We start from the raw sequence: 24,728 nt of genomic DNA on the forward strand, positions 1-24,728 counted from the left end.
AACCTGCCGCGCATGACCCTTCACCCGCTCGCCGCCCGTCGCTGTTGGCATGCTGCGATCAACCCGCTGCACTCCACCGTCTACTTCTCGCCGGAGATCGCCGAGGAGTTCGCCGCCCACGGGATGACCGACCCCGTCGCCGTGAACCTGGCGCACCGCTCCGCCGCGATGGGCGCCGTCGGCGCCGGTGCGGTCACCGCCACCTTCTACAACTACCGGCACGACCTCGTCGCCCGGCACCTGCCCGCCGTCTGGGACGCCGTCGCCCCCGAGCAGGCCCTCGCCGCCCGGCTGCGCGCGGCCGACGCCGCCCTGACCCGCCTCCTCGGCGCCGAGACCGTGAAGTCCCCCGAAGTGGCCGAGGCCGCCGACCTGGCGATGCGGGCCACCGAGGCCTGTACCCGGCACGCCCGCACCCTGTACGCCGCCCACGCCGACCTCCCCGTACCCGAGGAGCCGCACCTGCGGCTGTGGCACGCCACCACCCTGCTGCGCGAGCACCGCGGCGACGGCCACCTCGCCGCCCTGCTGCTCGCGGGCCTGGACCCGGTGGAGGCCCTGGTCAGCCACACCGCCACCGGCAAGGGCATGACCCCGAAGTGGCTCAAGGCCATGCGCGGCTGGACGCAGGACGACCTCGACGCCGCGGCCGGCAGGCTCCGCGAGCGCGGCGTCCTCGACGCCACCGGCGGGCTGACCGAGGAGGGCACGGCCCTGCGGGAGCGGCTGGAGAGCGACACCGACCGCCTCGACGCCGCGCCCTACGAGCACCTCGGCACGGACGGCCTGGCCCGCCTGACCGAGCTCGGCGGCGCCCTCGTCGTCAAGGCCGTGACCGCCGGGGCCTTCCCGAGGGACCTCATGGGCAGGGCCTGACGGGCAGGGCTCCCGCCGTCCGCCACCGCCACCTGCCACAATTGGCAGCCTTCCAGTGCAAACGAAGGCAGGCGGGACCCGATCGTGACGACGTCCATCGAAGGCAGGATCGCCGAGGAGCTCGGCGTACGGGAGCGGCAGGTCAAGGCCGCCGTCGAGCTGCTCGACGGCGGCTCCACCGTGCCGTTCATCGCGCGCTACCGCAAGGAAGCGACCGAGATGCTCGACGACGCCCAGCTGCGCACCCTCGAGGAGCGGCTGAGGTATCTGCGGGAGCTGGAGGACCGCCGCGCGGCGGTCCTGGACTCCGTACGGGAGCAGGGCAAGCTCACCGACGAACTGGCGGCGCGGATCGCCGCGGCCGACACCAAGGCCCGGCTGGAGGACATCTACCTGCCCTTCAAGCCCAAGCGGCGCACCAAGGCGCAGATCGCCCGCGAGGCCGGTCTGGAGCCGCTCGCCGAGGGGCTGCTGGCCGACCCGTCGGTGGAACCGGCCGCCGCCGCGGCCGCGTTCGTCGACGCCGACAAGGGCGTCGCCGACCCGGCGGCCGCCCTGGAGGGCGCCCGGGCGATCCTCACCGAGCGGTTCGGCGAGGACGCCGACCTGATCGGCGAGCTGCGCGAGCGCATGTGGGGCCGCGGCCGGCTCGCGGCGAAGGTCCGCGAGGGCAAGGAGGAGGCGGGCGCCAAGTTCGCCGACTACTTCGACTTCGCCGAGCCGTTCACCGCCCTGCCCTCGCACCGCGTCCTCGCCATGCTGCGCGGCGAGAAGGAGGACGTCCTCGACCTCACCCTGGAGCCGGAGGACCTCGAAGACACAGCGGTGCCCGGCCCGTCCACGTACGAGGGCATGATCGCCCGTCGCTTCGGCGTCGGCGACCGCGGCCGCCCCGGCGACAAGTGGCTCGCCGACACCGTCCGCTGGGCCTGGCGTACGAAGATCCAGGTGCACCTCGGCATCGACCTGCGGATGCGGCTGCGCCAGGCCGCCGAGGACGAGGCCGTACGGGTCTTCGCCTCGAACCTGCGCGACCTGCTGCTCGCGGCGCCCGCCGGCACCCGGGCGACGCTCGGCCTGGACCCGGGCTTCCGTACCGGCGTGAAGGTCGCCGTCGTGGACGCGACCGGCAAGGTCGTGGCCACGGACGTGATCTACCCGCACGTCCCCGCCAACAAGTGGGACGAGTCCCTCGCCAAGCTGGCCCGCCTGGCGAAGGAGCACGCCGTCGAGCTGGTCGCCATCGGCAACGGCACCGCCTCCCGCGAGACCGACAAGCTGGCCGGGGACCTCATCACGCGGCACCCGGAGCTGAAGCTCACCAAGGTGATGGTCTCGGAGGCGGGCGCCTCCGTGTACTCGGCCTCCGCCTTCGCCTCGCAGGAACTGCCGGACATGGACGTGTCGCTGCGCGGCGCCGTCTCCATCGCGCGCCGGCTGCAGGACCCGCTCGCCGAACTCGTCAAGATCGACCCCAAGTCGATCGGCGTCGGCCAGTACCAGCACGACCTGTCCGAGGTGAAGCTCTCCCGCTCGCTCGACGCGGTCGTCGAGGACTGCGTGAACGGCGTCGGCGTGGACGTCAACACCGCCTCCGCGCCGCTGCTCTCGCGGGTGTCGGGCATCAGCGGCGGCCTCGCCGAGAACATCGTGGCCCACCGTGACGCCAACGGCCCCTTCCGCAGCCGCAAGGGGCTCAAGGACGTGGCCCGACTCGGCCCCAAGGCGTACGAGCAGTGCGCGGGCTTCCTGCGGATCCGCGGCGGGGACGACCCGCTGGACTTCTCCAGCGTGCACCCCGAGGCCTATCCGGTGGTCCGGGGCATGGCCAAGACGGCGGGCAGCGAGGTGGCGGCCCTGATCGGCAACTCCGGTGTCCTGCGCTCGCTGCGGCCGGAACAGTTCGTCACCGAGGCCTTCGGTCTGCCCACTGTCACGGACATCCTGCGCGAGCTGGAGAAGCCGGGCCGCGACCCGCGCCCGGCCTTCAGGACGGCCACCTTCAAGGAGGGCGTCGAGAAGATCGGCGACCTGGCCCCCGGGATGATCCTGGAGGGCGTCGTCACCAACGTGGCCGCCTTCGGCGCCTTCATCGACATCGGCGTCCACCAGGACGGGCTCGCGCACGTCTCGGCGCTGTCGAAGAACTTCGTCAAGGACCCCCGGGACGTGGTCAAGCCGGGTGACATCGTCCGGGTCAAGGTCATGGAGGTGGACATCCCGCGCAAGCGCATCTCGCTGACCCTGCGGCTGGAGGACGAGGCCGGTGCGGAGCGCGGCGCGGGCACTCCCCGCCGGAGCGAGGACCGGCGCGGCGGCGGTGGAGGTGGCCGACCGCCGCAGCAGCGCGGTGGGTCCGGTGCCCGCGAGGGCGGCCGGAACCAGGGCCAGGGCGAACGTGGTCAGGGCGGTCAGGGCCGTCGGCAGGGCGGCGGCGCCCCCGCCCCCGCCAACAGCGCGATGGCGGACGCCCTGCGCCGCGCGGGCCTCACCTCCCCCGAGGAGCGCCGCAAGAAATAACGGCCGTCAAGGGTGGCTTGAAGCCACCCGGCACAGGTGGGTCCGCGTACGGAGTGGCCGAATAGCTTCCCCACCTGGGGACTTGCCTTGCCAACTCCCGTACAAGATCTGTAGGCATGGTGGAACGCCCGTTCGTCACCCGGCGGACGGGCTTCCGCGTTTTCCCCTCAGGACCGTATTCCCCGAGGCCGCCTCGAAGGCACAGGACGCCATGCCCATGCCCCCACACGCCTACCGCCGTTGCCCCGGAAAGGGTCCGAAGAGGGATCACATGCCTCACCGGCAACTCAGCATTCGCAAAAGGTGCGAGCAGATTCTCGGCCATCTGGATCTGACCCACCCCTTCTCCCTCGACGACCTGTGCCACCGGATAGCCGAGCGGCGCGGTCGCCCCATCCGGCTCCACCCGCTCCCCAAGGAGGCGGCCGAGTCCGGAGTCTGTGGATTGTGGGTGGGCACGGCAAGGGTCGACTACGTCTTCTACGAGGCGCAGACCACCCCGCTGCACCGTGAGCACATCGTCCTGCACGAGCTGGGCCACATCCTCTTCGGACACCACTCCCTGGAAGGGGAGGAGACCGACGGGCACGCCCCCGTGGTGCTCGGGCGCACCAACTACACCACCCGGCAGGAGCAGGAGGCGGAGATGCTCGCCAGCATGATCCGCATCCGCACGGCGCACCTCGGCCCGCGGTCCACGAACGGCGCACGCGGCACCCTGGCCCGGCTGGAGTCCGCCATGGGATACGAGCGGGGTACCGATGGCAACTGACCTGACCGACTTCGGCAACTGGCTCGCCGTCCCCAGTGTGGTGTGCCTGTGGGCCGCCGTCCTGCTCCGCGCCCCCGGAGCCCTGCGCTCCCCCCAGCAGCGCGGCCTGTGGCTGGCCGTCGCCACCGCCGCCGCCGCGATGACCCTCAACCTTCCCGACGTCGTCTCGTACGCGATGAGCCGCGGCCCGGGCTACGCCCACAGCATCGGCCTCGTCCGCAACCTCATCGGCGTGCTGTCGGCCGGCGCCGTGCTCTACTTCGTGGCCGCCACCACCCGCGGCCGGAAGCTCCAACTCGCCGCCTGCGTCGCCACGGTGGCCTGGCTCGCCACCCTCGTCGCCCTGGACGCCGCCGCGCCCGACCACGGCACGCACACCATGCCCCCGGTCGGCGACCCGGTGCCCTCCCTCGCGTACTGGCTCGTGCTGATCTCCGCGCACGTGGTCGCCAACATCGTCTGCGTGAGCCTGTGTTCACGCTACAGCCGCCGTACCGAGAGCCGGGGCCTGGCCGCCGGGCTGCGGCTGTTCGGCCTCGGTACCGCGCTCGCCGGACTGTTCTGGCTGGCGTACCTGCTCAAGGCCCTCTTCGGCAGCACCTGGGCGATGCCCGCCCTCCCGCTGCTCATGAACCTGCACGGCCTGCTGCGCGCCGCCGCCATCCTCGTACCCACCCTGTTCACGCTCCGCCGCACCTGCGCCGACATCGCCACGACCTGGCGGCTGTGGCCGCTGTGGCGCGACCTCGTCGAAGCCGTGCCGCACGTGGCCCTCAACAAGCCGCGCGCCTGGCGTGTGATGGAGCTGCTGTGGCCGCCGGTCCCGCGCAACCTGCTCGTGTACCGCAAGGTCATCGAGACCCGCGACGCGATCCTGATCCTGGGCGAGTACGTGGCCCCGGGCGCCCTGGAAGAGGCCCGCGGCCAGGTCACCGGGATCGGGGTCCCCGAGCAGCGGGCCACCGCCGCCGCGCTGGCCCGCGTACTGAAGGAGGCCCGGCAGGCCAAGCTCGAGGGAGCGCCCGGACAGCCGGGGGAGGCGGCCGCGCTGGAACTGCCCGCCGCGATCCACACCTCGCAGGAGGGCGGGGACCTGGCGGACGAGGCCCGGTTCCTCGTCGACGTCGCCCAGGCGTACTCCGCGCCCGCCACCACAAGGAAGTGAAACAGCCGTGACCACCGTACTGATCACCGGCGCCAGTGCCGGACTGGGTGCCGCCTTCGCCCGGGGCTTCGCCGCCAAGGGCTGCGACCTGGTCCTCGTCGCCCGCGACAAGGACCGGCTCGACGCCGTCGCCGCCGAACTGGCCCGGGAGTACGGCACCGCGTCCGAGGTGCTGCCCGCCGACCTGCTGGACCCGGCGGACTGCGCGGCCGTCACCGAGCGGCTCGCCGCGTCGAGGCGGCCCGTGGACATCCTGGTCAACAACGCGGGCTTCGGGCTGCCCGCGCCCTTCCCGTACAGCCCGGTCGAGGACGAGGAGCGGATGCTCGACCTGTTGGTCAAGGTCCCGCTGCGGCTCACCCACGCCCTCCTGCCGGGCCTGCGCGCCCGCCGCCGGGGCGCGGTCCTCAACGTCTCCTCGGTGGCCGGCCTCCTGCCGACGGGGACCTACGGGGCCGCCAAGGCCTGGATCACCGCCTTCAGCGAGTCGCTGCGGGTGGACATGGCACCGTACGGGGTCCGGGTGCTGGCCGTGGTCCCCGGCTTCACCCGCACCGAGTTCCAGGAGCGGGCCGGGATGGACGTCAGCGCACTGCGCGACGCGGTCTGGCTGGAGCCGGAGGCCGTGGTCGCCCAGGCCCTGAAGGACCTCGCCCTGCGGCGCCCGGTCAGCATCACCGGTCGCCGCTACCGCGCCTACGCCCTCGCCGTCCGGCACCTCCCGCGCACGTTCGTGGCCGCCAGGATGGCCCGCGCACGCCGGGCTCCCGCCGGACCGGCCACGTGAGCGGGCCCGCGAAATCCACCCCACCGCTTTCTTGATCATGTGACAGGATCGCGGGATGCTGCGACTCACCGATTTCATCATCGACTGCCCGGACACGATGAAGCTGGCGGGCTTCTACTCCGAGGTGACGGGCCGCCCGATCAAGGAAGGCAGCGACGAGCACTGGGCCGGCATCACGTTCGGCGAGATCGAGCTGGCCTTCATCCGGGTGGACGACCACCGGGCTCCGCAGTGGCCCGACAGCGAGCATCCCAAGCAGTTCCACCTCGATTTCGAAGTGGACGAGATCGAGCCGGAGCAGCGTCGCGTCCTGGCCCTCGGCGCGACGCTGCGGCAGGACTTCATCGGTCCCGAAGGCTACGGCTGGCGGATCTACACGGACCCGGTCGGCCACCCCTTCTGCCTGTGCCGCAACAAGGGCGTCACCTGGACCGACCAGGGCCCGGTCTGGTCCTAGCACCTCCGGCGCCGAGTCACCGCGGTGACCGGCAGGAAGGCGGAGCCGGGTGGAGCCGGGGTCCGTCGGAAAACGCCTCGACATCGGTCGCGGTGATCGGGGACGCTTCGCGTGATGACCGGAATCGACGACACACCGCCCGCGTGGGACGAGCGCACCCAGCTCTCCACGTTTCTCGACTACGCACGTGACACCGCCCGCGCCAAGTGCCTCGGCGTCTCCGCGGAGAACGCGCGCAAGGCCCTCCTGCCGGGGTCACCGCTGATGACCATGAGCGGACTGATCAACCATCTCCGCTGGGTCGAGTACTACTGGTTCCAGGTGGTCTTCCTCGGCGAGGAGGACCGGGGCCCCTGGACCGACGAGGATCCCGACCGCGAGATGCGTATCGCCGTCGACTTCCCGCTCCCGCAGTTGCTCGACGAATACGCCGAACAGAGCACCCGCTACCGCGAACTTGCCGCCGGGCACGGCCTGGACGAGCGGGCCCGGCGGGCCGTCCGCGACGGCCTCCACGTCGACCTGCGCTGGATCCTCCTCCACCTCACCGAGGAGACGGCCCGCCACAACGGCCACCTGGACATTCTGCGCGAGATGCTCGACGGCACGACCGGCGACCGGCCCGTCGCACGGGCGGAGCCGTAGTCGTATCCACCCGACGGGTCGGACCTAGAGCTCGGTGACCTTGCCGCCGGAGACCTCCAGGCGGCGGGTCACGTGCACCGCGTCCAGCATCCGGCGGTCGTGCGTGACCAGCAGGAGGGTGCCCTCGTAGGCGTCGAGCGCGGCCTCCAGCTGCTCGATCGCCGGGAGGTCGAGGTGGTTGGTCGGCTCGTCCAGGACCAGGAGGTTCACCCCACGGCCCTGGAGCAGGGCCAGCGCCGCACGGGTGCGCTCGCCCGGGGAGAGGGTGGCCGCCGGGCGCAGGACGTGGGCCGCCTTGAGGCCGAACTTGGCCAGCAGGGTGCGGACCTCGGCCGGCTCGGTGTCGGGGACCGCCGCGCAGAAGGCCTCCAGCAGCGGTTCGTCGCCGAGGAACAGGCCGCGCGCCTGGTCCACCTCGCCGACCAGCACGCCCGAGCCGAGGGTGGCGGATCCGGAGTCCGGGGCCAGCCGGCCCAGCAGGACGGCGAGGAGCGTGGACTTGCCGGCGCCGTTGGCCCCGGTGATCGCCACCCGGTCCGCCCAGTCGATCTGGAGGCTCGCCGGGCCGAAGGAGAAGTCCCCGCGCCGCACGGCCGCCTCACGCAGGGTGGCCACCACGGACCCCGAGCGGGGGGCCGCGGCGATCTCCATGCGCAGCTCCCACTCCTTGCGGGGCTCGTCGACGACCTCCAGCCGCTCGATGGCCCGCGCGGTCTGGCGGGCCTTGGCGGCCTGCTTCTCGCTGGACTCGCCGCGCAGGTTCTTGCCGATCTTGTCGTTGTCGGAGGACTTGCGGCGGGCGTTGCGCACGCCCTTGTCCATCCAGTTGCGCTGCATCTGGGCCCGGCCCTCGAGCGCCGACTTCTTGCCCGCGTACTCCTCGTACTCCTCACGGGCGTGGTCGCGGGCGCGCTCGCGCTCCTCCAGGTACGAGTCGTAGCCGCCGCCGTAGAGGTTGATCTGCTGCTGGGCGAGGTCGAGTTCGAGGACCTTGGTGACCGTCCGGGTGAGGAACTCGCGGTCGTGACTGATCACGACCGTGCCGGCCCGCAGCCCCTTGACGAACCGCTCCAGCCGCTCCAGACCCTCCAGGTCCAGATCGTTGGTGGGCTCGTCGAGCAGGAAGACGTCGTAGCGGGAGAGGAGGAGCGAGGCGAGCCCCGCGCGGGCCGCCTGGCCTCCGGAGAGCGCCGTCATGGGCAGGTCGAGACCGACGGCGAGGCCGAGCTCGTCGGCGACCTCCTGGGCCCGCTCGTCGAGGTCGGCGCCGCCGAGGTTCAGCCACGTGTCCAGCGCGTCCGCGTACGCGTCGTCCGCCCCCGGCGTTCCGTCGACCAGGCCCTGCGTCGCCGCGTCGAGCTCGGCCTGGGCGGCCGCCACACCCGTACGGCGGGCCAGGAACTCCCGGACCGACTCCTCGGGCCGGCGCTCCGGCTCCTGCGGGAGGTGGCCGACGGCCGCACCGGGCGGGGAGAGCCGCAGCTCGCCCGTCTCGGGGGTGTCCAGCCCGGCGAGCATCCGCAGCAGGGTGGACTTCCCGGCGCCGTTCACGCCGACGAGGCCGATGACGTCGCCGGGGGCGACGACGAGGTCGAGATCGGCGAACAGGGTGCGCTCACCGTGCGCGGCGGTGAGCTTCTTGGCGACGAGGGTTGCAGTCATGATGTGCCGATCCTATCCGCGCCCGGACGGCGCCCGGGATGGCCGGATAGGTGGGAAGCCCGTCATTGCGGCCACCGCGGGGGCGGAACACCATGAAGTCATGTCGTCATCGCCGCGCAACGTCCTCGTCCTCCTCCACGACGGGGTCCAGAGCCTGGACGTGACGGGGCCGGTGGAGGTGTTCGCCGCACTCGACCGCTTTCCCGCGCGGGCCCCGTACGAGATCCGGACCGTCTCTCCCGGCGGAGTTCCCGTCCGCACCGGCAGCGGGCTGACGCTGGTGCCGGACGGGGACCTGGAGAGCGCCCGGCCGGGGCCCGGGACCACGGTGCTGGTCCCCGGCGGACGCTTCACGGGGGACTTCGAGCCCCGGCTCACCGACTGGCTCCGTACCCACGGGGGTGGCGCGGAACGGCTGGTCTCCGTCTGTACGGGAGGACTGCTGCTGGCCGAGGCGGGCCTGCTGGACGGGCGGCGGGCGACGACGCACTGGTACGCCTGCGAGCGGATGGCGCGGGACTACCCGGCCGTCGCCGTCGAGCCCGACCCGATCTACGTACGGGACGGGCCGGTGGCCACCTCGGCCGGGGTCACGGCGGGGATCGACCTCGCCCTGGCCCTGGTGGAGGAGGACCACGGGCAGGACGTCGCCCTGACGATCGCCCGGCACCTGGTGGTGTTCCTGCGCAGGCCCGGCAACCAGGCGCAGTTCAGCGCGCACCTGGCCGCCCAGACGGCCCGCCGGGACCCGCTCAGGGACGTGCAGCAATGGATCGCCGAGCACCCGGGGGAGCAGCTGGGCGTCGAGCACCTCGCCGCCCGTGCCCGACTGTCACCGCGGCACTTCGCGCGTGCCTTCCAGGCGGAGACCGGGGTGACGCCCGGCCGGTACGTCGAACGGGTCCGGGTGGACCACGCGCGGCGGCTGCTGGAGGAGAGCGGGGAAGGGATCGCACAGATAGCCCGGGCCTGCGGGTACGGGACCCCGGAGGCGTTGCGCCGGGCCTTCGTACGGACCCTCGGCCAGCCGCCTGCCGAGTACCGCCGCCGCTTCGGCACCTCGCGCCCCTGACGGCCCGGCCGTCCGAGTCCGAGAAGAAAGAGCCGCCCCGCAAGGGGGCGGAGCCGTGTTCCGACCGACGCTCCGGAGGAGCCATGCAGATCGCCGTACTGCTCTACGACCACTTCACCGCCCTCGACGCCATCGGCCCCTTCGACACCCTCGGCCGGCTGTCCGACGCCGAGGTCGTCTTCGTCTCCGAGCGGCCGGGCCCCGTGCGGACCGACAACGGCGCACTCGCGCTCGTCGCAGACAAGGGGCTCGACGAGGTCACCCGCCCCGACATCGTGATCGTGCCCGGCGGGCCGCATCCCGAGCGGGAGATGGCCAATCCCGTGGTCATGGACTGGCTGCGCGCCGTCGACGCCACCACCACCTGGACCACCTCGGTGTGCACCGGATCCCTGCTGCTGGGCGCCGCCGGGCTGCTCGACGGCCGGCGGGCCACCAGCCACTGGCTGTACCTGGACCAGCTGCCGAAGCTCGGGGTCGAGCCCACCGGCGAGCGGGTGGTGTTCGACGGGAAGTACGTCACCGCCGCCGGGGTGTCCTCCGGGATCGACATGGGGCTCACGCTGCTCGGCCGGATCGCCGGGGACGACTACGCCCGCGCCGTGCAGCTGATGACCGAGTACGACCCCCAGCCGCCCTACGACGCCGGCTCGCCCGAGAAGGCCCCGGCCGCCCTCGTCGAGATGATGCGGGCGAACAACATGCCCGGCTGAGGCGCCGGCCCGACCGTCACGGGGTCCAGGTGAAGCGCGGGGTCCGGCGCTCCAGGAACGCGGCGACCCCTTCGGCGGTGTCCGCACTGCCGGCGGCCTGGTCCTCCCAGTACGCGTCCCGGTCGGTCCGGCCGTCCGCGAACTCCTTGGCCGCCGCCTGCGTCAGCTGCGAGCGCGTGGCCAGGATCCGGGCGAACTCGGTGACCCGCTCGTCCAGTCGACCGGCCGGCAGCAGCTCGTTCAGGAACCCCGCGCGCAAGGCCGTCCCGGCGTCGACCAGCTCCGCGGAGTAGAGGAGGTACTTGGCCCAGGCCGGGCCGACCAGCGACGCGAGCCTGCGGGTGGAGGACGCCGGGTAGACGATGCCGAGCTTGGCCGGGGTCACTCCGAAGGAGGCGCCCTCCTCGGCGAAGCGCAGGTCGCAGGCGGCCGCCAGCTGGCTGCCGCCGCCCACGCAGAAGCCGCGGATCGCCGCCAGGGTGGGCTTGGGGAAGGCGGCCAGGGCCTCCTCGGCGGCCACCGCCAAGGCTCGCGGGTCCTCGGCCCCGGCAGCGTCGGGGTCCCCGGTCAGCGAGGAGATGTCGGCGCCCGCGCAGAAGGTCGGTCCGGCCCCGGTCAGCACGAGCACCCGTACGGCCGGATCGTCCGCCAGGCCCGCCACCAGCTCCGGGAGCGCCCGCCACATGGCGGCGGTCATGGCGTTGCGCTTGGCGGGATGCGAGATGACGACCGTGGCCACCCCGTCGGCGACCGTGTGCAGGAGGTGTGCGTCGAGGGCTGCGTCCATGCGCCGGATGCTATCCCGGGCGGTCATACCTATGATCAAGGGAGTCCGTCGGGGGTGCGAGGAGGTGGCGCGTCCATGGGCACAGACCGTGCAGACCGTACCGGGGCGAAGATCGGCGGCCCGGAACCGCAGCGGGAGAAGAAGAAGCTCAGCCGCAGCTTCGCGCTGATGACGGGGCTCGGGGTGATCCTGGTGCTGGCCGGCCTCGTCGGTCTCGTCTACACCGGTCTGGCCACGCTCACCTCGATGTTCCTCTTCGGGTGGTTGCTGCTGATCGGCGGCGTGGTGGGCCTGCTGCTGGCCGTGCAATCGCGCAGGAGCAACTACTTCTGGCTCGCCGTGGTCGTCGCCGCGATCAATCTCGCCGCGGGCTTCGTGATCCTGCGTCGCCCCGAGGCGAGCGCCGAGGCGCTGACGATGTTCGCGGCACTGCTCTTCCTCATCGGCGGGGTGTTCCGGCTGGTGGGGGCCCTGGTGGTGCGGGGCTCCCACTTCGGGCTGGCCGTCGTGCAGGGCGCGTTCGGCATCCTGCTGGGCTTCCTGATCCTCTCCAACTGGCCGGGCAACAGTCTGTACGTGATCGGAACGTTCTTCTCCCTCGCCCTGCTGTTCGACGGGCTGAGCCTGGTGGCGATGGGCATGGGATCCCGGCGCATCCTGGGCTTGGTCAGGGACGACGAGGGGCCGGCGGAGGCAGCGGCCGCGGGTGGGGCGGTGGACGGGTCGGGCGAGACGGCCGCGAAGCGGCCCGCAGAAGATCAGGAACAGTCCAACAACTGACTCCGTCATACGCCGGCGGTCAGAAAGTGTCCGATAGGCGCTGACTTATGGTCAGCCGGCGGGTCCGGACCAGCCCGTTCCCCACTCTTGTCGCGTGGAGACGATCGAGCGTGAAGACGGGGGACGGAAGATGGATGTCAGCGGGAGCGTCCCGCCAGCCAAGGCGGGTGAGGTGGAGGCTCCGGCCGACCCCCTCGCCTACGAGGGAGTGTGGAGGTTCACCGCGCCCGCCGTTGAAGAATCCGTTCCGCAGGCCCGCCGCGCGGTCCGGGACCTGCTCGGGCGCCAGGGGGTGCCGGCCCATCAGGACCTCGTGTACTCCCTGCTCCTGATCGTCTCCGAGCTGGTGACGAACTCGGTCCGGCACGCCGCCCTGCTCTCGCCGGAGGTCGCGGTCGAGGTCGCGATCGGCCGGGAGTGGGTGCGGGTGGCCGTGGAGGACAACCACCCCTACCGCCCCAAGGCGCTCGAGGCCGACTTCGGCCAGACCGGCGGCCGCGGCCTGCTCCTGGTCCGGGAGATCACCCTGGAGGCCGGCGGGGTCTGCGACGTCGAGCACACCTCCACCGGCGGCAAGGTGATCTGGGCGGCCCTGCCGCTCGCCGTCCCGCCGACCGCCGGCTGAGCGGCGGCCGCCGGGGCGGGCGGACAGCGGGACGGCGTACGGGCTACCAGCCCGCCGCGTCGCCGGTCAGCTCGCGGATCGCGGGCCGCGCCGCGTCCAGCACGGTCATGAACCAGGCCGAGAACGGCACTTCGGCGTGCCGCTTCGCCAGTTCCTCGGCGGTGACGAAGGCGGTGTCCTCGACCTCCTCCGGATCCGGCCGCACGACGGTCTGCGCGAGTCCCACGAACAGGTGATTGAACTCCTGCTCCACCAGACCCGACGCCGGGTCCGGGTGGTTGTAGCGCACCGTCCCCGCCTGCGCGAGCAGCGAGGGCGACAGCCCCAGCTCCTCATGGGTCCGACGGGCGGCGGCCGCGAACGGCGACTCGCCGGGGTACGGGTGACCGCAACAGGTGTTCGACCAGACGCCGGGGGAGTGGTACTTCCCGAGGGCCCGCTGCTGGAGCAGCAGACGGCCCTGCTCGTCGAAGAGGAACACGGAGAACGCCCGGTGCAACTGACCGGGCGCCTGATGGGCGGAGAGCTTCTCCGCCGTGCCGATGGTGTTGCCGGCCTCGTCGACCAGTTCAAGCATGATCGGTTCTTGAGTACCGGTGCCGGTGGACGCGCTGTTCGCGGCGGTGGCTGGTGTGGTCGGCATACCCATCCTTCGCTTCGGACTTCGGCCTTCAGTCTGCCGTACAAAAGCGGCTTGTCCCCACTTCGGAGATCCACGCATGTCCGCCCCCCGTCGCGTGCTAGGCGACGAGGGCGGATCACCTCATGTGTCACTCATGTGACCGTATGCGCGTCAGACTCCGAACGGGGCCGGATAGCCGATCGTTCCCACCGGCACCGGGCGGGAATCATCCAGCACCAGCGCCATCATGGCCTCGTCCGGTACCTCGAAGGGTGCCCGGATCCCGAAGTGCGACGCGGGCAGGAAACCGAAGCGCGGGTAGTACTCCGGGTGTCCCAGGACGAGGACCAGCGATTCCCCGCGCTCCCTGGCCGCCGCGAGCAGGGCCCGTACGACCGAGCTGCCCGCGCCCGAACGCTGCCGCGCGGGATCGGCCGCCACCGGGGCGAGCGCGAGCGCCGGGGCGCCGCCGACCTCGCACCGGGTCAGCAGGGCGTGCGCCGCCACCGAACCGTCCGGGGCCTCGGCCACGTACGACAGCCCGGGCAGCCAGGCGTCGTCGGCGCGCAGCGCGTCCACGAGGTCGGCCTCCAGCGGAGTTCCGAACGCCGCCAGATTCACCTCCCGTACGGCCGCCACGTCGGCCGCGGTCTCCGGCCGGGCGGGCCAGGCGTCGCCGTCCCCGGCGCTCACCGGGCGCAGGACGTAGCCCGTGTACCCGTACTCGTGCCCGTGGCGGGCCCGTACGTCGAGCTCCTCGCGCGTCGCGGCCACGGCCCGCGCCATCGCCGGACCCCCGCTGCCGGACAGGGCACGGACCCGCTCGGCGAGCGGGCCGTAGTACTCGGCCCAGTCGGAGTCGGGCAGGTCGTGCACGCCGAGCACCCGGTACCCGGCCGCCTGGGCGGCCGCGAGGTTGCCGGCCGTGCTGCGCAGCGCGTAGTGCGGGTCCCAGAAGGCGCGGGCGCCCGCGGACGGCCGCGCGACCGACCACTGGCACTCGGTCAGGACGAGGGTGCCGCCCGGGGCGAGCAGCCGCTTCCACCGCGCGAGCGCGGCGTCGAATCCGAGGATGTAGGCCGAGCCCTCCGCCCACACCAGGTCGAAGGAGCCGTCCTCGAAGCCCCCGCCCGGGAGGGCGCCCATGTCCGCCTCCACGGTGCGGACCCGGTCGGCCAGACCGCGAGCCGCGGCGGCCGCGCGGAGCTCGTCGAGGAAGGGGGCGTGCAGGTCGACGGCGGTCACCTCGGCGCCGTCCGTCCCGGCCCCGCCCGCCTCGGCGGCGAGCAGCAGTGCGCTGCGGCCCGGACCGCAGCCCAGGTCGAGGACGCGCGGCCGCTCGGGCAGCGGTCCGCACAGGGAGAGCAGATGGCGGGTGCTCGCGTCGGAGCCCGGAGCCTGTCGGGGCAGGCCGTGGTGCAGGGCGAAGAAGGCGTGCGTGAAGTCGTCGGCGCCGTCGAGGTCGACGGTGTCGTCGAAGGAAGCGCTGTCGGTGGAATTGCCGTCGGTGGAATTGCTGTCGGTCAACGTGAACCCTTGGAACGGGGGCTCCGGCCGACGAGGCCCAGCTGTGTGGTCAGGCCCGGCCGGACGCCCGGAAGGAAGGGGAGATGTACCGGAGTTCGCCGCGCATGGCAGCGACCACTACGACGGTCATCGACCCACCTCTTCCCACTCGACACGTTCAAGGGCGTGTCCACCGTAACATCCGGGCCGTTTGTGGTACCGCGCCGTGATCGTCAATGATGATCGGAACCCGGCCCGAGGCCCGAATATTCGGCTTATCAGGGCGTAAACGGGTGGTGAACCCCTGCTTCCATTCATCCGATAGCCTCTGCCGACGTGCCGCCGCCCCATAAGGGCGCGCGTTCGGAATCCGTTACAAGGAGTGAGTTCGTCTGCCGACCGTCATCCTCACCGGCCTGCCGGTCCCCGGATCACCGCTCGCGGACGAGCTGCGCTCCCTCGGCTTCGACGTCCGCCCGGCCGCCGGTCCCCAGGACGCCGCCGCCGCGCTGGCGGACGTACCCGCCGACCAGCGGGTGGCCGTCGTGGACAGTGCCTTCGTCGGGCACGTGCACGCGCTGCGCCTCGCGCTGACCGACCCGCGCTTCGACGCCTGCGCCGTCACCGGCGCCCTGGCCGTGCAGGCCGGGGCCCGCGGCGCCCTCGACAAGGCCGCCGCCGAGGCGGCCGGCGCGGCCACCGACGAGGCGGGCCCGTACGCGGACCGGCTCGCGGCCGCCGTCGAGGCCGCCGGGACCACCGTCCAGCGCCCCGAGCTGGGCACGCTCGTCGCGGCCGTCCCCGCCGCCCGGGCGGAGCGGGACGCGGCGGTCGCCGCCGTCGCCGCCGTCGACGACGAGGCGGTCCGTCTGCGGACCGCCGTGAAGTCCCGGGACGGTTTCTTCACCACCTTCTGCATCAGCCCGTACTCGCGCTACATCGCCCGCTGGTGCGCGCGCCGCGGCCTGACCCCGAACCAGGTCACCACCGCCTCGCTGATCACCGCGCTGATCGCGGCCGGCTGCGCGGCCACCGGCGAACGCTGGGGCTATGTGGCGGCCGGCGTGCTGCTCCTCGTCTCCTTCGTGCTGGACTGCACCGACGGGCAGCTCGCCCGCTACTCGCTCCAGTACTCGACGATGGGCGCCTGGCTCGACGCCACCTTCGACCGCGCGAAGGAGTACGCCTTCTACGCGGGCCTCGCCCTCGGCGCGGCCCGGAACGGCGACGACGTCTGGGCCCTGGCCGTCGGCTCCATGATCCTCATGACCTGCCGGCACGTGGTGGACTTCTCCTTCAACGAGGCCAACCACGACGCCACCGCCAACACGTCTCCCACGGCCGCCCTGTCCGGCCGGCTCGACAGCGTCGGCTGGACCGTGTGGGTCCGCCGGATGATCATCCTCCCGATCGGTGAGCGCTGGGCGATGATCGCGGTGCTGACCGCCTTCACCACCCCCCGGATCGTCTTCTACGCCCTGCTCGTCGGCTGCGCCTTCGGCGCGCTCTACACCACCGCCGGTCGGGTCCTGCGCTCCCTGACGCGCAAGGCCACCCGCACCGACCGGGCCGCCCAGGCGCTGGCCGACCTGGCCGACTCGGGCCCGCTCGCCGAGCTCCAGGCCCGCCTGCTGCGCGGCCGCGCCGGATCCTTCGGCTCCGTGTACGTGGCGGCCCTCGGCACGCTGGTGATGATCGCGGGCGCCGTGTTCCTGCCGTTCGGCGACCCCCGACTGATCGCCGTAGCGGTGATCTATGTCATGGCGGCCGGGCTCGCCGTCGCCGCGCCGCTCAAGGGCGCCCTGGATTGGCTGATCCCGCCGCTGTTCCGGGCGGCCGAGTACGTCACCGTCCTCGCGCTCGCCGTCAAGGCGGACGTCCCCGGGGCCCTTCCCGCGGCATTCGGCCTGATCGCGGCGGTCGCCTACCATCACTACGACACGGTGTACCGCATCCGCGGTGGCACCGGCGCGCCCCCGCACTGGCTGGTGCGGACGATCGGCGGCCACGAAGGCCGGGTCCTGCTGATCACGGTCCTGGCGGCCGTCCTCGCGTCGCGCGAAGCGGACTTCCCCGTCGCGCTCACGGCCCTGGCCGTGTTCGTGGCACTCGTGGTGCTCGTGGAGAGCATCCGATTCTGGGTCTCCTCCGGAGCACCCGCCGTACATGACGAAGGAGAACCAGCATGATCGGCCTTGTACTCGCTGCCGGTGCCGGACGCCGTCTGCGTCCCTACACCGACACCCTGCCCAAGGCGCTCGTGCCGGTCGGCCCCGAGGGCGACGAGGAGAGCCTGACGGTCCTCGACCTCACGCTGGGCAACTTCGCCGAGGTCGGCCTGACCGAGGTCGCGATCGTCGTCGGCTACCGCAAGGAAGCCGTGTACGCCCGCCGCGAGGCCCTGGAGGCCAAGTACGGCGTCAAGATCACGCTGATCGACAACGACAAGGCCGAGGAGTGGAACAACGCCTACTCCCTGTGGTGCGCGCGTGAGGTCCTCAAGCAGGGTGTGATCCTCGCCAACGGCGACACCGTCCACCCGGTCTCCGTCGAGAAGACCCTGCTCGCCGCCCGCGGCAACGGCCAGAAGATCATCCTCGCCCTGGACACGGTCAAGAACCTGGCCGACGAGGAGATGAAGGTCGTCACGGCCGACGGCAAGGGCGTCCAGAAGATCACCAAGCTGATGGACCCCGCCGACGCCACCGGCGAGTACATCGGTGTGACCCTCATCGAGCCCGAGGCCGCCGAGCAGCTGGCCGAGGCCCTGAAGACCACCTTCGAGCGCGACCCCGACCTCTACTACGAGGACGGCTACCAGCAGCTCGTCAACGACGGCTTCACCATCGACGTGGCCCCCATCGGCGACGTCAAGTGGGTCGAGATCGACAACCACGACGACCTCGCCAAGGGCCGGACGATCGCATGCCAGTACTGACGAGGCTCATCCCCTCGCCCGTCGTCGTCGACGTCAGTCGCGGGGCGATGGACGACCTGGCCGGCCTCCTGGCCGACCAGCGGATCTCCGCCTCCGGCAAGCTGGCCATCGCGATCAGCGGAGGCTCCGGCGTGGCGCTGCGCGCGAAGCTGGAGCCCGTACTGCCGCACGCCGACTGGTACGCGGTCGTCGACGGCACCATCGACTCCGCGGTCAAGCTGGCCGACGACATAAAGGGCCGCCGCTACGACGCCGTCGTGGGCCTGGGCGGCGGCAAGATCATCGACGTGGCCAAGTACGCCGCGGCGCGGGTCGGGCTGCCCATGGTGGCCGTCGCCACCAACCTCTCGCACGACGGCATCTGCTCGCCGGTGTCCATCCTGGACAACGACAACGGCCGCGGCTCCTACGGTGTGCCGACGCCGATCGCCATGGTGATCGACCTCGACGTGATCAAGGAAGCCCCGGTCCGGTTCATCCGCGCCGGCATCGGTGACGCGATCTCCAACATCTCGGCGATCGCCGACTGGGAGCTCTCGCACAAGATCACCGGCGAGCCCGTCGACGGCTTGGCCGCCGCCATGGCCCGTACCGCCGGCGAGTCCGTGCTGCGTCACCCCGGCGGCTGCGGCGACGACGAGTTCCTCACCGTGCTCTCCGAGGCCCTGGTGCTCTCCGGCATCGCCATGTCGATCAGCGGGGACTCCCGCCCGTCGTCCGGCGCCTGCCACGAGATCAGCCACGCCTTCGACCTGCTCCACCCCGGGCGCTCCGCGCTCCACGGCGAGCAGGTCGGCATCGGCGCCGCCTTCGCGATGCACCTGCGCGGGGCCGCCGAGCAGTCCGGCCTCTTCGTCGAGGTGCTGCGCCGGCACGGTCTGCCGGCCGGGCCCGAGGAGATCGGCTTCAGCGTCGACGAGTTCGTCGCGGCCGTCGAGTACGCCCCCCAGACCCGCCCGGGACGCTTCACGATCCTGGAGCACCTCAACCTGTCCGCCGCCGAGATCAGGGACGCTTACGCCGACTATGTCAAGACCATCCGTAGCTGAACTGCGGCCTGTCGTCCACCCCGCGGGTGTGAAGGACCGGGTCAGCGGCGAGCACTGGGGCGGGCGCCTCTACATGCGCGAGATCTCCCTGCGCATCACCCGCTACCTGGTCACCACCAAGGTCACGCCCAACCAGCTGACCTACCTGATGACCCTCGCCGGCGTCCTCGCCCTCCCGGCCCTGCTCGTGCCGGGCGTCCTGGGCGCCGTCCTCGGCGTGGTCGCGGTCCAGATGTACCTGCTGCTCGACTGCGTCGACGGCGAGGTCGCCCGCTGGAAGAAGCAGTTCTCGCTCTCCGGGGTCTACCTGGACCGGGTCGGCGCCTACCTGTGCGACGCCGCGGTCCTGGTCGGCTTCGGCCTGCGCGCCGCCGACCTGTGGGGCCCCGGCGGCGCCGACTGGCTGTGGGCTTTCCTGGGCACCCTGGCCGCCCTCGGCGCCATTCTGATCAAGGCCGAGACCGACCTGGTCGGCGTCGCCCGCCACCAGGCCGGCAAGCCCGTGGTCAAGGACGCGGCCGCCGAGCCGCGCGCGAAGGGCATGGCCTTCGCCCGCCGGGCCGCCGCCGCGCTCAAGTTCCACCGCCTGATCCTGGGCATCGAGGCCTCGCTGCTCATCCTGGTGCTGGCCGTCGTGGACCAGGTGCAGGGAGACCTGTACTGGTCCCGCGTCGGGGTCGCCGTACTGGCCGGCATCGCGATGCTCCAGACCGTGCTGCACCTGGTGTCCATCCTCGCCTCCAGCAGGCTCAAGTGAGCGCCCCGCTGCGGCTGGGCGCCGTGATCATCACCATGGGCAACCGGCCCGACGAGCTCAAGGCGCTCCTCGACTCGGTGGCCCGCCAGGAAGGCGCCCCGATCGACGTGGTCGTCGTGGGCCAGGGCGTGCGGGTCACCGGCCTGCCCGAGGGGGTCCGCAGCATCGACCTCCCCGAGAACCTGGGCATCCCGGGCGGGCGCAACGTCGGCATCGAGGCCTTCGGCCCCGGTGGCGCCGACGTGGACGTGCTGCTCTTCCTCGACGACGACGGTCTGCTGGAGCGCACCGACACCGCCGAGCTGTGCCGGCAGGCCTTCGCCGAGGACCCCGCGCTCGGGATCATCAGCTTCCGGATCGCCGATCCGGAGACCGGTGTGACCCAGCGCCGGCACGTACCGCGACTGCGCGCGTCCGACCCCATGCGCTCCTCCCGCGTGACCACCTTCCTGGGCGGCGCCAACGCCGTCCGCACGACCGTGTTCGAGCAGGTCGGAGCGCTGCCGGGGGAGTTCTTCTACGCGCACGAGGAGACCGATCTGGCCTGGCGGGCCCTCGACGCAGGGTGGTTGATCGACTACCGGTCGGACATGGTGCTGCTGCACCCGACAACTGCCCCCTCCCGGCACGCGGTCTATCACCGTATGGTGGCTCGTAACCGGGTGTGGCTCGCCCGCCGCAACCTGCCCGCCCCGCTGGTCCCGGTCTACCTGGGCGTCTGGCTCCTGCTGACGCTCGTACGCAGGCCGTCGGCGCCCGCGTTGAAGGCCTGGTTCGGCGGATTCCGGGAGGGATGGACCACTCCCTGCGGACCCCGCCGCCCGATGAGATGGCGAACGGTCTGGCGGTTGACCCGGCTGGGCCGACCTCCTGTCATCTGACCAGCCCGCGTCTGGGAACATGACGCGATCACGGGCCTCGAGCCACCAGCCTGATGCCCACCTGGCCGCATCTTGAAGACGAAAGTTTCAACTTGTGAGTGACACAACCCACGACGGTGCCCTCGCCACGAGCAGGCCACTGTCCGACGACGCGGGGCTGAGCCCCGCGGAGCTCGCCAGGAAGTACGGCCTCTCGGTCAGCGGCGCCCGGCCGGGGCTGGGCGAGTACGTACGGCAGCTCTGGGGCCGGCGCCACTTCATCATGGCCTTCTCCAGGGCCAAGCTGGTCGCGCAGTACAGCCAGGCGAAGCTCGGCCAGGTCTGGCAGGTCGCGACCCCGCTGCTGAACGCGGTCGTCTACTGGCTGATCTTCGGCCTGATCCTCAAGGCCGGCCGCGAGATGCCGAAGGACGTCTACATCCCGTTCCTGGTGATGGGCATCTTCGTCTTCACCTTCACCCAGAGCTCCCTGATGGCGGGCGTCCGGGCGATCTCGGGCAACCTCGGACTGGTGCGGGCGCTGCACTTCCCGCGCGCCGCGCTGCCGGTGTCCTTCTCGCTCCAGCAGCTCCAGCAGCTGCTGTACTCGATGATCGTCGTCTTCGTGATCGCCGTCTGCTTCGGCAACTACCCGCAGCTTTCCTGGCTGCTGGTGATCCCGACCCTGGCGCTCCAGTTCGTCTTCAACACCGGCCTCGCCATGATCTTCGCGCGGGCGGGGTCCAAGACCCCCGACCTCGCGCAGCTGATGCCGTTCGTGATGCGTACCTGGATGTACGCCTCCGGCGTCATGTTCCCGATCGGGATCTACCTCAAGGAACAGCCCGCGTGGATCAGTGACCTGCTGCTGTGGAACCCGGTCGCGATCTACATGGACCTCATCCGGTTCGCGCTGATCGACGACTACACGGCCGACAACCTGCCCCCGCACGTGTGGGCCTTCGCGGTGGGCTGGGCCGCGGTGATCGGCATCGGTGGCTTCGTGTACTTCTGGAAGTCTGAGGAGCGTTACGGCCGTGGCTGACAACACCCAGGGGCGCGTCCCCACCGTGATCGCGGACGGCGTCCACATCGTCTACCGGGTCAACACCGGCAGCTCCGGCAAGGGCGCGGCCACCGCCGCGCTCAGCAAGATCGTGCGCCGGAAGAAGGGCGACGCCCCCGGCGTCCGCCGGGTCCACGCCGTGCGCGGGGTCTCCTTCACCGCCTACCGCGGCGAGGCCATCGGCCTCATCGGCTCCAACGGCTCCGGCAAGTCGACCCTGCTGCGCGCCATCGCGGGCCTGCTGCCCTGTGAGGAGGGCAAGGTCTACACCGACGGCCAGCCCTCGCTGCTGGGTGTCAACGCGGCCCTGATGAACGACCTCACCGGCGAGCGGAACGTCGTTCTCGGCGGTCTCGCGATGGGTATGAGCCGCGAGCAGATCAAGCAGCGATACCAGAGCATCGTCGACTTCTCGGGCATCAACGAGAAGGGCGACTTCATCTCCCTTCCGATGCGTACCTATTCCTCCGGCATGGCCGCGCGTCTGCGCTTCTCCATCGCGGCCGCCAAGGACCACGACGTTCTGATGATCGACGAGGCCCTGGCCACCGGTGACCGCAGCTTCCAGGTGCGTTCGGAGGACCGGATCCGCGAACTGCGGCAGAAGGCCGGCACGGTCTTCCTGGTGAGCCACAACAACAAGTCCATCCGTGACACCTGTGACCGGGTGCTGTGGCTGGAGAAGGGTGAGCTCCTGATGGACGGGCCCACCGAAGAAGTCGTCTCGGCATACGAGAAGGCCACCAACGGCTGACCTCCGGGTCGCGCGGCGCCCACTTCCGGCGCTTTTCCGCTTCACCCGAAGGCCCCCGACGCTCAGCGCGGCGGGGGCCTCAATCGTGTTCTTGTATTTCGCGGCGACATTCGGTGGCGGAGCGAATACCCCGGAGGGCTCCGCGACGTTCCGCAGCGTAAGCTGAGGCGGTCCTCAATCGCGGCAAGAGGGGACGATTCCCCGCAGGTGAAGGGCCTTGGGGCAGCCCGGGGAATCCCCGCGGCGGCGTGTCCGAAATAGGATGTAATGGGTCGGCAGTGTAGAACGGGAGATGTGACGGCAATGGCTACGGGAATTCTCCGGCCCCCAGGCACGACGGCCGTCCCCGCCCCGGGCGGCGGGCGGTGACCCCGGGGCACGGCATCCGACCCCTGGCCGACACCGTCCACGTGAGCGCCACCCTCGACAAGGCGACGGCGGAGAACTTCCCCGTCGCCCCCGTCTTCCTGCCCCGCGAATGGCGCGACGGGCTGACGGCTGTCTACGGGTACGCCCGCCTCGTCGACGACATCGGCGACGGCGACCTCGCCCCCGGCGGACACGACGCCGTACTCCTCGGTCTCGACCCCGCCGCGGTCGACGACCGGCTCGCCATGCTCGACGCCCTCGAAGCGGACCTGCACCGCGTCTTCAACGGTTCCGGCGGCCCTGCCGGCCCGCCGCGGCACCCGCTGCTGCAGGCCCTGCGGCCCGTCGTGCGCGCCCACGACCTGACCCCCGAGCCGTTCCTCGCCCTGATCGAGGCCAACCGCCAGGACCAGCACGTCGCGCGCTACGAGACGTACGCCGACCTCGTCGGCTACTGCGAGCTGTCCGCGAACCCGGTCGGCCGCCTCGTGCTCTCCCTCACCGGCACCAGCACGCCCGAGCGCGTCCGCCGCTCCGACGCCGTCTGCACCGCCCTGCAGATCGTCGAACACCTCCAGGACGTCGCCGAGGACCTCGGCCGCGACCGGATCTACCTGCCCGCCGAGGACCTGCGTCGCTTCCACGTGACCGAGGCCGAGCTCGCGGCCCCGTCCGCCGGCGCGTCCGTACGCTCCCTGATCGCCTTCGAGACCGAGCGCGCACGCGAGCTGCTCGACGAGGGCACCCCGCTCGTGGGGAGCGTGCACGGCCGACTCCGGCTGCTGCTCGCGGGCTTCGTGGGAGGGGGCCGGGCGGCTCTACGAGCCGTCACCGCCGCCGGTTTCGACGTACTCCCCGGCCCGCCCAAGCCCACCAAGAGCGGCCTGCTCCGCGAGGTGGCCGCCGTCCTGCGCACAGCGCCGAGAAAGGGGTGAGCCCGACCGTGGAGGGCCTCACACACGCGTCCGCACCGGTCCAGGCCGCCTACAGCTACTGCGAGGCCGTCACCGGTGCCCAGGCACGCAACTTCGCCTACGGCATCCGACTGCTGCCGACCGACAAGCGGCAGGCGATGTCCGCGCTGTACGCCTTCTCGCGGCGGGTCGACGACATCGGCGACGGCACGCTGGCGCCCGAGGCCAAGTTCGCCCGCCTCGAGGAGACCCGCGCCCTGCTCGGCCGGATCCGCGCCGAGGAGATCGACGAGGACGACACCGACCCGGTCGCCGTCGCCCTCACGCACGCCGCGCGCCGCTTCCCGATCCCGCTCGGCGGCCTCGACGAACTCATCGACGGGGTCCTGATGGACGTCCGCGGCGAGACCTACGAGACCTGGGACGACCTCAGGACCTACTGCCGCTGCGTGGCCGGGGCCATCGGGCGGCTCTCGCTCGGCGTGTTCGGCACCGTGAACGGCTCGGGCCTGGCCGCGGCCGACGCCGAACGCGCCGGGGAGTACGCCGACACCCTCGGCCTCGCCCTGCAACTCACCAACATCCTCCGGGACGTTCGCGAGGACGCCGGCAACGGACGCACCTACCTGCCCGCCGAGGACCTCGCCAAGTTCGGCTGCTCGGACGGCTTCCGCAGCGAGCGGATGCCCGCCGGCGCCGACTTCGCCGGGCTCGTCCACCACGAAGTCCGGCGCGCCCGCGCCCTGTTCGCCGAGGGCTACCGACTGCTGCCGATGCTCGACCGGCGCAGCGGCGCCTGCGTGGCCGCCATGGCCGGTATCTACCGGCGACTGCTGGACCGCATCGAACGGGAGCCGGAGGCGGTGCTGCGGGGCCGCGTGTCGCTGCCGCCGCACGAGAAGGCGTACGTCGCCGTGCGCGGCCTGTCCGGGCTCGACGCCCGAACCGTCTCCCGCCGGAACACCCGGAGGCGAGCCTGATGACCGCCGTCACCCCGTGCGGCGCGAGTGCGGGCTCCCGCGCCCAGGGCGC

The 24,728-nt window shown here is 71.9% G+C and carries 25 protein-coding genes; 20 read left to right on the forward strand and 5 right to left on the reverse strand.

Features of this window, described 5'->3' with window-relative positions; translation table 11 throughout:
* The first annotated feature begins 12 nt into the window (after positions 1-12).
* From ACGFYY_RS12390 to ACGFYY_RS12420, 7 genes are all read left to right on the forward strand, one after another.
* Entirely contained in the window at positions 13-876 is an 864-nt protein-coding gene (locus tag ACGFYY_RS12390; RefSeq protein WP_393708738.1) for a hypothetical protein, read from the forward strand.
* An 84-nt stretch (positions 877-960) separates the two neighbouring features.
* On the forward strand, positions 961-3,396 hold the full coding sequence (locus ACGFYY_RS12395; RefSeq protein WP_393708740.1) for a Tex family protein: 2,436 nt from the start codon (positions 961-963) through the stop codon (positions 3,394-3,396).
* A 271-nt stretch (positions 3,397-3,667) separates the two neighbouring features.
* On the forward strand, positions 3,668-4,168 hold the full coding sequence (locus ACGFYY_RS12400) for a hypothetical protein (RefSeq protein WP_393708742.1): 501 nt from the start codon (positions 3,668-3,670) through the stop codon (positions 4,166-4,168).
* Positions 4,158-5,333 (forward strand): MAB_1171c family putative transporter, encoded by a 1,176-nt coding sequence (locus ACGFYY_RS12405; RefSeq protein ID WP_393708744.1) that lies wholly within the window; start codon positions 4,158-4,160, stop codon positions 5,331-5,333. The genes ACGFYY_RS12400 and ACGFYY_RS12405 overlap by 11 nt, the downstream gene beginning before the upstream one ends.
* A 7-nt stretch (positions 5,334-5,340) precedes the next feature.
* Positions 5,341-6,120 (forward strand): SDR family NAD(P)-dependent oxidoreductase, encoded by a 780-nt coding sequence (locus tag ACGFYY_RS12410; protein WP_393708746.1) that lies wholly within the window; start codon positions 5,341-5,343, stop codon positions 6,118-6,120.
* 55 nt (positions 6,121-6,175) lie between these two features.
* On the forward strand, positions 6,176-6,577 hold the full coding sequence (locus ACGFYY_RS12415) for a VOC family protein (RefSeq protein WP_393708749.1): 402 nt from the start codon (positions 6,176-6,178) through the stop codon (positions 6,575-6,577).
* A gap of 114 nt (positions 6,578-6,691) precedes the next feature.
* Positions 6,692-7,222 carry a DinB family protein gene (locus tag ACGFYY_RS12420; RefSeq protein ID WP_365268561.1) on the forward strand — a complete coding sequence of 177 codons (531 nt, stop codon included), beginning with the start codon at positions 6,692-6,694 and terminating at the stop codon, positions 7,220-7,222.
* 24 nt (positions 7,223-7,246) lie between these two features.
* Here the strand turns inward: ACGFYY_RS12420 and ACGFYY_RS12425 are convergent, their stop codons facing one another.
* Entirely contained in the window at positions 7,247-8,884 is a 1,638-nt protein-coding gene (locus tag ACGFYY_RS12425) for an ABC-F family ATP-binding cassette domain-containing protein (RefSeq protein WP_393708751.1), read from the reverse strand.
* A 100-nt stretch (positions 8,885-8,984) separates the two neighbouring features.
* Between ACGFYY_RS12425 and ACGFYY_RS12430 the strand changes: the two genes are divergently transcribed.
* A complete protein-coding gene (locus ACGFYY_RS12430; RefSeq protein WP_393708753.1) occupies positions 8,985-9,956 on the forward strand; it encodes a GlxA family transcriptional regulator in 972 nt (323 codons plus the stop codon).
* 83 nt (positions 9,957-10,039) lie between these two features.
* Positions 10,040-10,669, forward strand: a complete 630-nt coding sequence (locus ACGFYY_RS12435; protein WP_365268569.1) for a DJ-1/PfpI family protein — start codon at positions 10,040-10,042, stop codon at positions 10,667-10,669.
* 16 nt (positions 10,670-10,685) lie between these two features.
* On the opposite strand, the gene ACGFYY_RS12440 is transcribed toward ACGFYY_RS12435, so the two are convergent.
* Positions 10,686-11,456 (reverse strand): enoyl-CoA hydratase/isomerase family protein, encoded by a 771-nt coding sequence (locus ACGFYY_RS12440; RefSeq protein ID WP_393708756.1) that lies wholly within the window; start codon positions 11,454-11,456, stop codon positions 10,686-10,688.
* Between the two features lie 75 nt (positions 11,457-11,531).
* Here ACGFYY_RS12440 and ACGFYY_RS12445 point away from each other — a divergent pair, with 75 nt between their 5' ends.
* On the forward strand, positions 11,532-12,236 hold the full coding sequence (locus ACGFYY_RS12445) for an HdeD family acid-resistance protein (protein ID WP_393708758.1): 705 nt from the start codon (positions 11,532-11,534) through the stop codon (positions 12,234-12,236).
* A gap of 130 nt (positions 12,237-12,366) precedes the next feature.
* A complete protein-coding gene (locus ACGFYY_RS12450) occupies positions 12,367-12,861 on the forward strand; it encodes an ATP-binding protein (RefSeq protein ID WP_393708939.1) in 495 nt (164 codons plus the stop codon).
* Between the two features lie 43 nt (positions 12,862-12,904).
* On the opposite strand, the gene idi is transcribed toward ACGFYY_RS12450, so the two are convergent.
* The 3 genes from idi to ACGFYY_RS12465 all read right to left on the reverse strand — a co-directional run bounded on the left by idi (position 12,905) and on the right by ACGFYY_RS12465 (position 15,558).
* On the reverse strand, positions 12,905-13,504 hold the full coding sequence (gene idi / locus ACGFYY_RS12455; protein WP_365268580.1) for an isopentenyl-diphosphate Delta-isomerase: 600 nt from the start codon (positions 13,502-13,504) through the stop codon (positions 12,905-12,907).
* 150 nt (positions 13,505-13,654) lie between these two features.
* Entirely contained in the window at positions 13,655-14,905 is a 1,251-nt protein-coding gene (locus ACGFYY_RS12460) for a GNAT family N-acetyltransferase (RefSeq protein WP_393708941.1), read from the reverse strand.
* 515 nt (positions 14,906-15,420) lie between these two features.
* The gene (locus ACGFYY_RS12465) at positions 15,421-15,558 is read right to left on the reverse strand and encodes a hypothetical protein (RefSeq protein ID WP_365277628.1); all 138 of its coding nucleotides are present in this window, start codon (positions 15,556-15,558) and stop codon (positions 15,421-15,423) included.
* Between ACGFYY_RS12465 and ACGFYY_RS12470 the strand changes: the two genes are divergently transcribed.
* From ACGFYY_RS12470 to hpnD, 9 genes are all read left to right on the forward strand, one after another.
* Entirely contained in the window at positions 15,535-17,178 is a 1,644-nt protein-coding gene (locus ACGFYY_RS12470; RefSeq protein ID WP_393708761.1) for a DUF5941 domain-containing protein, read from the forward strand. The two genes, ACGFYY_RS12465 and ACGFYY_RS12470, sit on opposite strands and share 24 nt — an antisense overlap.
* A complete protein-coding gene (locus tag ACGFYY_RS12475) occupies positions 17,175-17,927 on the forward strand; it encodes a sugar phosphate nucleotidyltransferase (RefSeq protein WP_393708763.1) in 753 nt (250 codons plus the stop codon). Before ACGFYY_RS12470 ends, ACGFYY_RS12475 begins: the two co-directional genes overlap by 4 nt.
* Positions 17,915-18,976, forward strand: a complete 1,062-nt coding sequence (locus ACGFYY_RS12480; RefSeq protein ID WP_365277619.1) for an iron-containing alcohol dehydrogenase family protein — start codon at positions 17,915-17,917, stop codon at positions 18,974-18,976. The genes ACGFYY_RS12475 and ACGFYY_RS12480 overlap by 13 nt, the downstream gene beginning before the upstream one ends.
* The gene (locus ACGFYY_RS12485) at positions 18,954-19,733 is read left to right on the forward strand and encodes a CDP-alcohol phosphatidyltransferase family protein (protein ID WP_365277616.1); all 780 of its coding nucleotides are present in this window, start codon (positions 18,954-18,956) and stop codon (positions 19,731-19,733) included. The genes ACGFYY_RS12480 and ACGFYY_RS12485 overlap by 23 nt, the downstream gene beginning before the upstream one ends.
* Entirely contained in the window at positions 19,730-20,614 is an 885-nt protein-coding gene (locus ACGFYY_RS12490; RefSeq protein WP_393708767.1) for a glycosyltransferase family 2 protein, read from the forward strand. The genes ACGFYY_RS12485 and ACGFYY_RS12490 overlap by 4 nt, the downstream gene beginning before the upstream one ends.
* A 94-nt stretch (positions 20,615-20,708) precedes the next feature.
* Complete coding sequence (locus ACGFYY_RS12495) at positions 20,709-21,638, forward strand: ABC transporter permease (RefSeq protein WP_393708769.1); 930 nt, start codon at positions 20,709-20,711, stop codon at positions 21,636-21,638.
* Positions 21,631-22,413: an ABC transporter ATP-binding protein gene (locus tag ACGFYY_RS12500; protein WP_030010274.1), complete on the forward strand. Its 783-nt coding sequence runs from the start codon at positions 21,631-21,633 to the stop codon at positions 22,411-22,413. The genes ACGFYY_RS12495 and ACGFYY_RS12500 overlap by 8 nt, the downstream gene beginning before the upstream one ends.
* 410 nt (positions 22,414-22,823) lie before the next feature.
* Complete coding sequence (gene hpnC, locus ACGFYY_RS12505; RefSeq protein ID WP_393708772.1) at positions 22,824-23,717, forward strand: squalene synthase HpnC; 894 nt, start codon at positions 22,824-22,826, stop codon at positions 23,715-23,717.
* A complete protein-coding gene (hpnD, locus tag ACGFYY_RS12510) occupies positions 23,714-24,676 on the forward strand; it encodes a presqualene diphosphate synthase HpnD (RefSeq protein WP_393708774.1) in 963 nt (320 codons plus the stop codon). The genes hpnC and hpnD overlap by 4 nt, the downstream gene beginning before the upstream one ends.
* Positions 24,677-24,728: the final 52 nt, after the last annotated feature.

Origin of the sequence: Streptomyces sp. NPDC048331, assembly GCF_043201215.1 — a bacterium.
GTDB lineage: Bacteria > Actinomycetota > Actinomycetes > Streptomycetales > Streptomycetaceae > Streptomyces.

What these genes read in the sequence shown, in the direction of transcription:
- ACGFYY_RS12390 (WP_393708738.1), top strand. Translation starts at nt 13, where the DNA reads ATGACCCTTCACCCGCTCGCCGCCCGTCGCTGTTGGCATGCTGCGATC.
- ACGFYY_RS12400 (WP_393708742.1), top strand. Translation starts at nt 3,668, where the DNA reads ATGCCTCACCGGCAACTCAGCATTCGCAAAAGGTGCGAGCAGATTCTC.
- ACGFYY_RS12405 (WP_393708744.1), top strand. Translation starts at nt 4,158, where the DNA reads ATGGCAACTGACCTGACCGACTTCGGCAACTGGCTCGCCGTCCCCAGT.
- ACGFYY_RS12415 (WP_393708749.1), top strand. Translation starts at nt 6,176, where the DNA reads ATGCTGCGACTCACCGATTTCATCATCGACTGCCCGGACACGATGAAG.
- ACGFYY_RS12420 (WP_365268561.1), top strand. Translation starts at nt 6,692, where the DNA reads ATGACCGGAATCGACGACACACCGCCCGCGTGGGACGAGCGCACCCAG.
- ACGFYY_RS12425 (WP_393708751.1), bottom strand. Translation starts at nt 8,884, where the DNA reads ATGACTGCAACCCTCGTCGCCAAGAAGCTCACCGCCGCGCACGGTGAG.
- ACGFYY_RS12430 (WP_393708753.1), top strand. Translation starts at nt 8,985, where the DNA reads ATGTCGTCATCGCCGCGCAACGTCCTCGTCCTCCTCCACGACGGGGTC.
- ACGFYY_RS12435 (WP_365268569.1), top strand. Translation starts at nt 10,040, where the DNA reads ATGCAGATCGCCGTACTGCTCTACGACCACTTCACCGCCCTCGACGCC.
- ACGFYY_RS12440 (WP_393708756.1), bottom strand. Translation starts at nt 11,456, where the DNA reads ATGGACGCAGCCCTCGACGCACACCTCCTGCACACGGTCGCCGACGGG.
- ACGFYY_RS12445 (WP_393708758.1), top strand. Translation starts at nt 11,532, where the DNA reads ATGGGCACAGACCGTGCAGACCGTACCGGGGCGAAGATCGGCGGCCCG.
- ACGFYY_RS12450 (WP_393708939.1), top strand. Translation starts at nt 12,367, where the DNA reads ATGGATGTCAGCGGGAGCGTCCCGCCAGCCAAGGCGGGTGAGGTGGAG.
- idi (WP_365268580.1), bottom strand. Translation starts at nt 13,504, where the DNA reads ATGCCGACCACACCAGCCACCGCCGCGAACAGCGCGTCCACCGGCACC.
- ACGFYY_RS12475 (WP_393708763.1), top strand. Translation starts at nt 17,175, where the DNA reads ATGATCGGCCTTGTACTCGCTGCCGGTGCCGGACGCCGTCTGCGTCCC.
- ACGFYY_RS12480 (WP_365277619.1), top strand. Translation starts at nt 17,915, where the DNA reads ATGCCAGTACTGACGAGGCTCATCCCCTCGCCCGTCGTCGTCGACGTC.
- ACGFYY_RS12485 (WP_365277616.1), top strand. Translation starts at nt 18,954, where the DNA reads ATGTCAAGACCATCCGTAGCTGAACTGCGGCCTGTCGTCCACCCCGCG.